The organism is Flavobacterium sp. (genome assembly GCF_024305175.1).
Classification (GTDB): Bacteria; Bacteroidota; Bacteroidia; order Flavobacteriales; family Flavobacteriaceae; genus Flavobacterium.
Genome location: NZ_JAMWYY010000003.1, coordinates 20,613 through 33,179, shown reverse-complemented (window position 1 = coordinate 33,179; position 12,567 = coordinate 20,613). Strand labels below are relative to the sequence as shown.

The window sequence follows — 12,567 nt, the reverse complement described above, 5'->3', positions numbered from 1 at the left end:
GTGTTAAAACCTGAAGTTATAAGTTACACTCGGAATTATACCGAATATACTTAGCCTTACCGCCTCGTTGGCACCGGAGTCTTCATTTTGCCTGAAGGTGATAGAGGCCGCGTTCCTCCTGTTATAGAGGTTATAGATGCTAAACACCCATTCGCCCTGCCATCCTTTTTTCTTTTCGGGTTCGGGAGTATAGGTAGCCGATACGTCAAGGTGGTGGTAAGCCGGCAGTCGTTCTTCGTTACGTTGCCCAAAACTTGGAACAACAATATCTCCATATACATACTGCCCGTTAGGGTATGTTACCGGCTGTCCCGACTGTAATGCAAATATTGCCCCAAAAGACCATTTATTGTCAAGCTCATAAGAACTTGTAATGGATAGGTTGTGCAACTTGTCATAACCGGTTTTGTACCATTCGCCGTTGTTAATACCTGTTTCTGTAGATGTGCGGCCCGGTGTCTGCTGCTCAGAGCGCGAAAGAGTATAAGATATCCAGCCTGTAAGCTTGCCTTCGTTTTTACGGATAAGCATTTCAAGTCCGTAAGCACGGGCGCGCCCGTTAAGTATTACCTGCTCTATGGCATTATTGGCTATAAGGTCGGCACCATCAATATAATCTATCCTGTTTTGTATCTTTTTGTAGAACGATTCAACTTCAAGCGTATAAGCATCATTGCTGAAATTCCTGAAGTAACCCACTGCAACCTGGTCCAGCAACTGCGGCTTTATGTATTTGCCGCTGGGCGCCCAAACATCAAGAGGGGTAGGAGACGAGGTATTCGATATCAGGTGCAGGTACTGTGCCATGCGGTTGTAGCTTGCCTTTACCGACTGGTTATCATCTATTTTAAATGATATGGCTGCACGTGGCTCAAGGTTGTTAAAATCGGCAATGGTTTCGCCACTGCCATAACGCTGTGTGCCTATCGGGTCGGCCTTTTCGTAAATTTTCAGGTTCTCATCATAAGTAACCGGCTGGTTATTGGCATACAGGTTAAGGGTTTGAGAACCCAGCCTGTAAAACATACTGTACCTTAAGCCATAGCTTATCGAAACCGTTTCAGAAAGTTCGTGTTCTGCATCAATATACAAAGCAGGCTCAAAAGCATATTTTTTGTCGAGCTTTTCCGGATTAACAGATGAGCTTTCATCTGACGGTGTTACCTCTCCCGGATTAAAATCATAATACAGCGCATTTAAGCCGTAGCTAAGCTTAAATTTATCTGATATATAGTGCTTTAAATCGTACTTAAGATTAAAGTTCTTAATGCCTGAATCCCAGTTTAACCCTATAAAATCAAGTTCCAGGCCGTAGTAGTAATCGCTGTAAATCATAGACAGGTTGGCGAACAGCTTTTCGTTGAACAGGTGGTTCCACCTCAGGTTAACAAAAGAGTTACCGTATATGTTATTAAAGTTGTCGCTGATATTGAACAGGTCACGACCAAAATATCCCGACAGGTAGAGGCTGTTGTTCTCATTAAGCTTATAGCTTAGTTTGGTGTTAAGGTCATAAAAATAAGCTGAGTTCTCGTTATCAGCCAGCTTAAGGAAAAGGTGCGCATAAGAAGCGCGCCCACCCACAAGAAATGAACTTTTGCCTTTCACAATAGGGCCTTCGGCAAGAAGCCTGCTCGAAATAACACCGATTCCTCCATTCATGTGGAATTCGTTGCTGTTGCCCTCCTTCTGGTAAATATCAAGCACAGACGATACCCTGCCGCCATAACGTGCCGGTATGCCGCCTTTATAAAGCTTCAGGTCTTTAATTGCATCTGAATTAAACACAGAGAAAAACCCGAAAAGGTGGGAAGAGTTGAATATTGTGGCTTCGTCAAGCAATATAAGGTTTTGGTCGGCAGCGCCACCACGCACGTTAAACCCCGAAGAGCCTTCGCCCGCATTGGTAACACCCGGCAGTTGCAGGATAGACTTAAGTACATCTACTTCGCCAAGCACTACCGGCATTTTCTTAATTTCCTGTATAGAAAGCTTATTAACGCTCATTTCGGCTTTTTTAATATTTGCCCGGTTAACGTTTTCAGTAATAACCACTTCGTCAAGCTCCTCACCGGGTGTAAGCGAAAAGTTTTTCCTGATGTCCTGGTTAAGCTCTATGGTTTCCTGTAGTGTACCAAAGCTCACAAAGCTTACCTGTACTGTATAAGTACCTGCAGGTAATGAGATAGAGTAAAAGCCATATTCATTGGTAGCCACGGCAATATTGGCTTCAGGAATGTAGATAGATGCGCCTATAAGGGTTTCGTTACTTGAGACATCTGATATTGTGCCGCTTAAAGTAAATTTTTGTTGCGCGTTTGCAAAAGCAAACAGCAGCAAGAGCATTACCGTAAGGTAATTCCGCAAGGGTAAAATCATGATTGGAATGTGTTGGTTTTGATTTGATTGATGTTTGAACTAAATTATATTAAGCCACAAAAGCTTTATGGCACTTGTAAACGTATTTTAGACGATGCTTATTGTATCATGTTACAGTACTTAATGATTTTTTAACAAACTAATACTTACTTTTGATGTAAGTTATTGTTCTGCAAACTATATACGTAAATTCAGAGTAATAAAAAAGCTGCCTTTCAGGGCAGCTTTTGTTACTAATTTAATTGTGCGAGTATATTGTTAAACGTTTGGCTCGGCCTCATAGCAGCAAAGGTTTTTTCTTCATCCGGATGGTAATAACCACCTATGTGCTGAGGTTTACCCTGGGCATCTATAAGTTCCTGATTTATTTTAGCCTCATTTGCCGTAAGCGCTTCAGCTATTGGAGTGAAAACTTTTTTAAGTTCTGCATCCTTATCCTGGGCCGCAAGTGCCTGTGCCCAATACAGGGCAAGGTAAAAATGTGAACCGCGGTTATCTATACCACCTAGCTTTCGTGCAGGCGATTTATCATTTTGAAGGAATTTTTCGTTTGCTTCATCAAGCGTTTCAGAAAGCACGAGCGCCTTTTCATTACCTGATGTCTGACCCAAGTGTTCTAACGAAACGCCAAGCGCAAGAAATTCCCCTAAAGAGTCCCAGCGCAGGTAGCCTTCTTCAATAAACTGCTCGATATGCTTTGGCGCAGAGCCTCCTGCACCTGTTTCAAACAGTCCGCCACCATTCATTAACGGAACGATAGAAAGCATTTTAGCAGAAGTACCAAGTTCTAATATTGGGAAAAGGTCGGTAAGGTAATCCCTTAGCACGTTACCGGTAACCGATATCGTATCCTGTCCGTTCTTAATCCTCTCTAAAGTAAAGTTGGTAGCTTCAACAGGATTCATGATCCTTATGTCAACTCCTGTAAGGTCATACTCTTTAAGGTACTCATTTACTTTCGCGATTATTTCCCTGTCATGCGCCCTGTGCTCATCAAGCCAGAAAACAGCAGGGGTGTCGCTTAGCTTAGCCCTGTTAACGGCAAGCTTAACCCAGTCGCGGATTGGTGCATCTTTCGTTTGGCACATCCTGAAAATATCTCCTGCGCCAACTTTCTGCTCCATTACAGTTTCTCCGGCCTGGTTTACCACCCTAACCGTACCTTCGCTCTTTAACTGGAAAGTTTTATCATGAGAGCCGTATTCTTCAGCCTTCTGGGCCATAAGCCCCACATTTGGCACACTGCCCATAGTGGCAGGGTCAAAAGCGCCGTTTTCTTTACAAAAATCTATAGTTGCGGTATATAATCCTGCGTAGCACCTGTCCGGTATTACCGCAAGTGTATCCTGTTGTTTGCCCTGTGCATTCCACATCTGGCCTGATGTACGTATCATGGCAGGCATAGATGCATCTACAATAACATCTGACGGAACGTGCAGGTTGGTAATACCTTTATCAGAATTTACCATGGCTATGGCAGGGCCGTTTTGCATAGCGGCATCTAACGCGGCTTTAACCTCGGCTTCCTGAGGTGTACCCTCAATTTTTGCATATACATCGCCAAGCCCGTTGCGGGTATCTACACCCAGCTCACGGAAAAGCCCGTCATATTTTTCAAAAACATCTTTAAAGAATACTTCTACTATAGCGCCGAAGATAATAGGGTCTGAAATCTTCATCATCGTTGCTTTTAAGTGTACCGAGAAGAGGATACCCTGTTGTTTTGCTACTTCAACCTTTGTGGCAATAAACTCCTTAAGTGCGTTTATGCTCATTGCAGAGGTATCTATAACTTCTCCTGCTTTTAGCGGAGTGCTTTGTTTTAATACAGTTATGTTACCATTGTTGTCTGCAAACTCTATCCTTACATCGTCAGCACTCGGCATAGTAGCCGATTTTTCGCTGCCGTAAAAGTCGCCATGATCCATACTCGCTACATGGGTTTTAGACCCTGAAGACCATGCACCCATGCTATGCGGGTGTGCCTTTGCATAATTTTTAACGGCTTTTGGCGCCCTGCGGTCAGAGTTACCTTCACGCAATACAGGGTTTACAGCCGAACCAAGCACTTTTGCATAACGTGCCTTTATGTCTTTTTCTTCTTCATTTTTAGGCTCTTCAGGATAGTTGGGTATAGTATATCCCTGAGACTGTAATTCTTTTATAGCTTCTTTAAGCTGCGGTACAGATGCCGATATATTAGGCAGCTTTATAATGTTAGCTTCCGGTGTTTTGGCAAGCTCACCTAATTCGGCAAGCGCATCGCCAATTTTCTGCTCATCTGTAAGATGGTCAGGGAAGTTGGCAAGTATCCTGCCCGCAAGCGATATGTCGCGTGTTTCTACAGCAATTCCTGCAGGTGCGGTAAACGCTTTAATGATTGGGAGTAATGAATGGGTGGCCAGCATTGGGGCCTCATCAGTTATCGTGTAGATAATTTTTGATGCATCAAACATTTGTTAAAGGTTTTTATTGCGCCTGTATAATGCGCATAATTAACAGAAATAGTTGTTGTTTGTTCGGGTTGCTTAAAATATGTGGTGTAGGGGCAGTATTATTTAGATAAAAGCCTTTAAACCTGCATTAAAAGCAAGGTTCGCAAATATAGGAAAATATAACAAGAATGAGTGATGACAATTTGGCAAAAAAACGTTGTAGTTATTTTATAATTCATAATTTTTGGGGAATGTACTTAGCGGCTTGCAATGCATAAAAATAATAACCCCGGGACATTGCCCGGGGTTATTTAGTTGGATGTATGGATGATTTAGAAAACAGTTTTCTTAGTCACGTTACCTTTATCGGTAGCAATGCTTATTATTAGCATCTGGTCTTTAGCTTCTATCTCCGTTAATGAAACTTCTGTAGCGCTGTTACCTTCTTTGTTTAATAACACCCTGCCGTGAATATCATATACGGTTACCTTTTCTATAACTGTATTTATTGATGAAACGGTAAGCACATTTTTATTGTCATAAACTATAACATCTGTTGCTGTTTGCTCATGCTTATCAGTATCAAGTGCAGCAAACTGGTAGCTAACACTAAACCTTTCATTAAACTGTCCTGCATCTGTAGTAAAGGTATAATCACTTTCGGTAATATCTGTTACTACACCAGTGGTATTGTCGGTAAGGTAAATCTGCTGTCCTTCTGCAAATAATCCGTCTGTATTATTAAGTGCAAAGGTATAGGTACCTGCTGTGGCTGCATTATAGCCTAACGGCACTACATCTGTTGCTGTAAATACTTCACGTGCCTGAATGTTAAGCAGGTTTTCTCCGGCTGTAGAATATACATTCAGCGGCCCGTCGCCAATAAGGGCTTTACCATCCCAGCCGTAATCTATGCCGTTTGTTGTTACATTACTGTATGCTATAGCCATCTGGCTGAAAAGCCCGTTATCATCAGTCAGGTTTAACCAGAAGCGCGAAATATCCACACTGTTATTTTCCTGGTTTGTCCTGAAAAACTGGCCGTTGTTTACATCCCTTCTCATGCTGTTGTTAAACACTACCGAGCCGCCGGTTGCCTGCACAAAGAAGCCCTGTCCAACGTTGATTACCCAGTCTGAAGGGTCTCCCGTAAAGGTGTCAGAACCTGTATCGCCGCCCGGTGCCTGATTTGCTGTATAAGCTGCCATTGTTATGGTTGCATACGTACTTGTGGTTGCACTGGTATCGTTACGCTTGCGGAAGAAATACAGCGCAGATGATTCCTGTAGTGTAGTCTCGTTAGCAGCATAAAAATCATAAATGTTGATTGGCGAAGGGTAGGGGTTACCCACAAGGTTGTAACCATTTGCAGTAACCGACATTTCTACTGCATAATCGCCATTGTTAAGCGTACCTTCAAATGTACCTGTCCATTGCACGCCCGGTGTACCATCTACATAAGCAGGGTGGTTGTTCGGCATACGTATCAGGTAAGAAAGCCCCGGCTCAAAATCGTTCGTCATAGGGTCTATACCTGTATAAATGTCCAGCGTTTCGCTGTAATCGTAAAAACGTGTAGGAACTGTCATTGGTGAAAAATCGTGCAGGTTTTGCCCTTCTACCGGTGCCGACCATAATGTATAATCCAACCTGTACAGTGGAGAGCTTGCTTTTAGTGCCCTTATTTCGCCAATATTGGTAACATCATTTACCTGTATCACATTAGCATTATCTTCTATCATAAAGTTCTCAGCAGCGGCATTATTTACAATCTGGTTTACCACTGTTATAGATGTGCCTGTAGCTACTGTAAATGTACCGCTGTTAACGGTTATGCTTTCAGGAGCAAATTCTCCGTCAGTAGCAGTGTTGTAATCTGTTGCAATTACTACGCCTACTGTATTATCAATCTCTGTTGGTGTTACACCGTCAGCCTTAAATTCTGGTATCCACTTGGCTGTACCATCTACCATAGCCCATGTAACGTCCCCTGTATTAGTAACAGGTATCACATTAGAGTTTGCTGTAATACAGCCATCGGTGTACGCACGAACCCTGTAGTAATATGTTGTAAACTGCTCAAGTCCTGTTACATCAAATGAAGTAACATTATCCACGTCAAGGTTCTGATAACCGGCTACAAAATCGGGTACAAAACCGCCATCAAAATCATGCATACCCAGGTTACCAACATAATCCTGATCAAAAACATCCCACTCTGTTGTAAGTGTTGTAAAGGCATCAGCACCTGTACCTGTAGGGTTTTCTGTAATACCTCCAAAAACGTTGCTTCTTCTTACAAGTGTCCTTTCAGATGTACTGTAGCCGTTAGCCCCAGTCCATGCAGATCCAGGATCGTTTCCTATGCGGCCTATAATATCAACGTAAGAATCAGTAGAGATTTTGAAAAGCGCAACGGCATCATCCCCGTTATAGTTTGCTATGCTCGATGCAATAGCACTGCCTCCATATACAGCCGCACTCGCATTTTTATATACAATGGTAGCGCCATCCTCTAATGTACCTGAAAGCGTTACGTCACCAAAAGTATCATTTGGCGTACTACTACCATTAGAGAACAGCAGTAATTTGTAATCAGACAGGTTTACAGTACTACCTGTACCATTATAAATTTCCAGGTATTTATTATTGCTGCTGCCTTCTATATACTCCGATATAAAAAGGTCTGAGGCATATTCATATCCTCCAAAATCAGGATTTGTACTTACTTCAATAATATATCCGTCGGCATTTTCAACCGGTTCCCAAGTGGCTGTAAAGCCGGTTTTTGTTATTGCTTCACCCGCAGTGGCAACAGGAGCGCTTATTGCAGTTGTTGTAAATTGCTGCTGTGCGCTGTAAACAGTTACGTTATCGGCATTGATAGTATAAGCTTTGTAGTAATAAACCGTACATGGTGCCAAACCTGTTACTGATACACTAAAGTTACCTCCGGCATCTATACCATCTCCAATAATTTGTGTACCTGAACCATTACTGAAGTTATTAACTGTACTGTACTCTACACCATAAGAGGCTATAGCACTACATGCACCCTCGGTGATTTGCGCAGCAAGTGTTGCTGAAACCATTGTAATATCTGTAGCGGCTCCGGCTGTTGCTACCGCAGGTGTATTAATACCATTGGCTGTAGTATTAAGCTCTAAAAATGCAGCCTGATAAGGAGCTTCTCCGGTAATTGTAAGCACATCCGCATAAGCCTGAGCCAAAGCCGGGGTAAATTTTACGTAAACGGTAGTTTCTTCTCCGTTATAATTGGTAATCTGTAATGTTGTAGTATAAGATCCACCTTCTGTAAGCGAAAAGCTGTACCCTTCAAAAGCAGGAATGTTTAGCACTGCATTACTAATGTTGGAGCCGCTAAATGTAAAGTAGTCTTCGCCTTCGCCGTTTAAGCAAATGTCACCAAAATCAAGCATGGCATCAACAAGGGTAAGGTAGGCAAGTGTTTCTGTCTGTACGGTGTTCGAGTTTTCTGATGTACACGAGGCAACCGCCCTGACCCTGTAATAATATTGGGTTGCAGGTGTTAGCCCTGTTACTTCCTGAGATGTACCTGCCACTGCAAGGTTGCTGTACCCTTCTACTAACTGCGAGTGCGAAACTTTAAAGTTATCAAGCTGGTACCTTTGGTTATTGGCAGTAGGCGAGGTTGTTTGTATGCGTATTTTTGAGTTGGCGGTACCATTTGTTATGGTTACCGAATAGGTAACAAAATTATCTGTCAGGGTTATATTGCTGCCCACCTGTGTAAAAGATACACCGTTACTGGCATGCATTACCTGTAATACCGGTACATTACCATTATATACTTTAGCATCAAAAGTAAATGTAGCTACACCTCCGTTACCTGATATATCAATTGTAGGTGTGGTTATCTCTCCGGCACCGCTGCCGTTACTTAACCTTATCTGCCCATTCTCCCTGTAGATTCTTGAGCCTGACCATCCTGATACTGTTGTATAGTTGTTAAGCGTGTTGGTAGCTGCAAGGTCGCTGTCTGTTTCACCTCCTGTAGGAGCGCTAAATGCTGAAAAACTTTCTTCAAGTATAGTAGTTTCAAATTGAGGAGATGTGCCAACATCCAGCCTGTAACCTGTAGCGCCTGTTACAGCATTCCAGTTGGCAGTAAAGCCAGTTTCGGTAACATCTGTAGCTGCTGTTGCCAGCGGAGCGCTTATTACTTCAGTGCTAAACGTTTGCTCATTACCATAGTGTGTACCGGCATTATCTGTCGCATAAGCCCTGTAGTAGTATGTTGTACAGGCATCTAACCCGGTAATTTCCGCAGAATAGTCAGAGCCGGTAAGGTTGCTGCCTGCTACCTGTGTTCCTGTTCCTGTTGTAAATCCCTGTGTAGTACTGTACTCTATACCGTAAGCTGTAATTTCAGAGCAGGCTTCTGTTGCCTGTCCTGCAACCGTTGTTGTAAACTGGCCAACAGCTGTTGCTGTACCTGTAATAACTGTAGCAGGGGTATTAATTCCTGTTGCAGATGCTATATCAAATGTGATAAGCTCTGTAACTGTCCCGCCGTTATTATAGCTTATTAAAATATCTGTTGCACTGTAATCTGTAGCTGACGTTGGTGTAAAGTGTACTTCTATGGTAACTTCTGCACCACTAAAGCTGTTTAGCGTATAAACGCCGTTTGTAAAGCTGTCGCCGTTAAGGCCAAAGCTAAAGCCCTCTAATGGTAAATATCCGCCTGCGCCATCAGGCGTTGCAGAACTTATAGTAAGCGTTGTTGGTGTGTCAAAATTTTCTCCGCTAAATGTTATAAAGCCTGATGCATTTGTATCAGTAAGGCAAACTTCACCAAAAGTGAGGCTGCTGTTTAAAGGCACCAGGTAAGGCTCTGTGGCCTCGCTTGTTGTAGCCGTGGTTACAGGGCCAAAACCTGTTTGCACACCCGAACCGTTTTGTGCATTAACCGCAAAATCATAGCTTGTAGCAGGTGTAAGGCCGCCAACTGTAATGTTTGCCCAGTTAGCAGCGGTAGCCCAAACAGCAGTTGCAGATATGGTACCATCTGTATTCAAAAATCCTGATATTGCACCGCCGTTTATGCTTACGGCATATAAAGTAGCACCATTACCATTAACCGTTACCTGTAATGAAGATGTTGTTGCACCATTTACTGTTGGTGCCAAAGGTGTGGCTGCAAGGGTATAGAATGTAGCGTTGCTACCGTTTGCTGAGCCTCCGACAGCCCTGAAGTTGTATAGTGTGTTAACCGATAGCCCGGTTACTACAGCACTGATGTTTTGAGTTCCTGTAACCGAGGCAGGTGATGCAGAAATGGTTGAACCATATGAAGTTGTTAGACCGTATTGAAAAGAAGCAGCGGTTGCATTACCATTAGTGATACTACCGTTTAAGGTTGCCCCGGTCGAGTTTATAGCAGAGGCTGCGCTTGTTGTAACAGTAGTTGCAAGTCCTGTACCTGAAACGGCTACGTTTTGGGTTGCACTACCCGATGTTAGAGTAACGTTACCCGATTTAGCCCCTGCACTTTGAGGAGTGAAACGCACGTAAACAGGAACATTTGTTATAGTACCCGACCCAAAGCTTATAGCTACTGAAGAAGCGTAACCTGAAGACTGGCTTAAACTTACCTGGAAGTTGGTATTAGGTGCTGATACTGTAACATTAGAGGTAAGGCCGCTACCCGAAACAGTAAAGGAACTGCCTGTGCTGTTAGCACCAACCACTACAGAGCCAAAATTTGATGTAAAGCCAGTAGTATTTACCGACAGTGACTGACCACCCAGTTCAACATTATCTAAATAAACCCTCCTTGATGTAGAAGCGTTTGCAAAAGATTGATAAACACCAAAATAAGAAGATGTTGTATAAGAGTTATCTGTTAGCGTACCGCCGGCAATGGCAGGTGTTGACGCATAAGTAAATCCTGCAGAGGTATAAAGTTGCCATACGCCGCTTGAACTCCTTGTTATCCTGATATTAAGGCCGTTCATTAAAGCTCCTGTAGCATATACTGCTGTAGAAAAATCTCCCACTTTAGTACCTGTACCACTGCCGGTTTTTTTCCAAAGCTCAATTTTATCACCAGAACCATTTGTACCAAGCTTTAAGAAGTATCCGGTCCAGCTGCTGGTTATATTACCTGTTACTGCAGTGTTAGACATTAATATTACTCCGAAGTGATTAGTACTTGATGGATCAAAGTCTGGTGATGCAAGCGAAAACTTCCATTCGCTTACTTCAGTACTTGGTGTAGTTAGTGCAATGTTACCCTGACTTGAATTTGAAGCAAGATAATTACCATCGGTTGCTGCACTACCACCAGGTACTGGTGAAGTTGTTATAACCGAAAAGGCGGAGTCTCCAGACCAAGCCGGGTTTGCTGTAAAGTTTCCATCAGTGAAATCATCAGTCTGCCCCCATGAGACATACGACAGAAAAATGAGTAATACAGTGAAAATTTTTTGATGTAATCTTTTCATCATAAAGGTTTAAATTAATATTTGGATATTTGAGGAAGGTTGGTAATCAACCGGATACAAATATTAACTTCCTGTATTAACTGAGGGTGTTATTTATGTGAAAAGACCGTTACTATACTGTTAAGTAGTTTAATGTTAATAAATTAGATTAAACAATAATAAAATTTGTTAATCGGCAGAAGATTGTTTTATCAATCGCTTATTTTATAAACGATACTGCATCAGTTTAAAATAATTTTATGTGATTGTATAATTTTGCCATCACTAATATTCAATATATAAATACCTTTTGTGTTACCGCTAATGTTAACTGAATTTGCAGCAGTGCCTGATTTTACTTTTTGCCCTACCATATTATACACTTCATATTTATAACTACTGCCGGTTGCATCATCTATATATATAGTACCGTTTGTTACAGTAGGGTAAATAATCAGTTTTTCTTTATCAAATTTATCAGCGTGCAATGCCCACGGATTCTCTGCCTCGGGGCCACCCCATATCTGTGTGGCAAGGTGCGGGTTGTCGATAAACGGATTGCGGTTACCCTGCATTTCCTGTAGTACAGCATTGCGGTTTAGCTCATAAGCACTTACAGGATCTTCGGCATTCCACTCTAAAAATATATCGGGCATATCCATATTATAGGTAGCATCATCAAAACCAACCACAACTGCAAGGCAGCGCGACTGGTAGCGCACATACATATACATCATCATCCTGGCAATATCACCTTTCCATTCGTCGCCGGGGTAAAAATAACTCCCGTTTACCACTGCTGCATTACCGGAGCCTTCGGTAAAACGCTTGTTGCTCCTCATGTTGTTCATATAATAATCTATAGCCCTGAGGTGGTGTGCGTCAGACCCCGGCCCATCAAACTCAAGGTTCGGGTTACCGAGTGAACGCGGGTAAACATGTTCCCTTACCCAAAGGCCTTCGCAGCTCGTGGTGTGGCAGCTAAAGTCTTTATCGCGAGTCCTGTCGTTATCAGGGTCATCATCCGTATCATTATATCCGTAAATAAGAAATACATTTTCCGGATTTTCAGGGTCTAAGTCGGCTAATTTAAGTGCTGTCCACACTTCAGGAGTATATACCAGCTCATTGGTATGTGTATCTGTTATTAAACCTGCCAGTTCATTTTTCAGCGCATTGCCACTTAGTTCAAAGTTTACAGTATTGTAATATTCCGGTATTTGCGCAACTGCACAAAAAGGCAGCAGTAATAAAATAAAAATCCTTTTCATTAATTCCGTTAT

4 protein-coding genes are annotated in these 12,567 nt (G+C 42.5%); all 4 read right to left on the bottom strand.

Annotated features, from left to right (window positions below):
* Window positions 1–3: 3 nt before the first annotated feature.
* Window positions 4–2,379 carry a TonB-dependent receptor gene (locus Q0K96_RS01255; protein WP_297332192.1) on the bottom strand — a complete coding sequence of 792 codons (2,376 nt, stop codon included), beginning with the start codon at window positions 2,377–2,379 and terminating at the stop codon, window positions 4–6.
* A gap of 233 nt (window positions 2,380–2,612) precedes the next feature.
* Window positions 2,613–4,835, bottom strand: coding sequence for an NADP-dependent isocitrate dehydrogenase (locus Q0K96_RS01250; RefSeq protein WP_297332191.1), 2,223 nt, complete (start codon window positions 4,833–4,835; stop codon window positions 2,613–2,615).
* 311 nt (window positions 4,836–5,146) lie between these two features.
* Window positions 5,147–11,308 carry a lamin tail domain-containing protein gene (locus Q0K96_RS01245; protein WP_297332190.1) on the bottom strand — a complete coding sequence of 2,054 codons (6,162 nt, stop codon included), beginning with the start codon at window positions 11,306–11,308 and terminating at the stop codon, window positions 5,147–5,149.
* Between the two features lie 218 nt (window positions 11,309–11,526).
* Entirely contained in the window at window positions 11,527–12,555 is a 1,029-nt protein-coding gene (locus Q0K96_RS01240) for an endonuclease (protein ID WP_297332189.1), read from the bottom strand.
* Window positions 12,556–12,567 lie beyond the last annotated feature (12 nt).

Bases quoted from the DNA above. Each gene is read 5' to 3' on its own strand.
- Q0K96_RS01245 (WP_297332190.1), bottom strand. From the start codon at position 11,308: ATGATGAAAAGATTACATCAAAAAATTTTCACTGTATTACTCATTTTT.
- Q0K96_RS01255 (WP_297332192.1), bottom strand. From the start codon at position 2,379: ATGATTTTACCCTTGCGGAATTACCTTACGGTAATGCTCTTGCTGCTG.
- Q0K96_RS01250 (WP_297332191.1), bottom strand. From the start codon at position 4,835: ATGTTTGATGCATCAAAAATTATCTACACGATAACTGATGAGGCCCCA.
- Q0K96_RS01240 (WP_297332189.1), bottom strand. From the start codon at position 12,555: ATGAAAAGGATTTTTATTTTATTACTGCTGCCTTTTTGTGCAGTTGCG.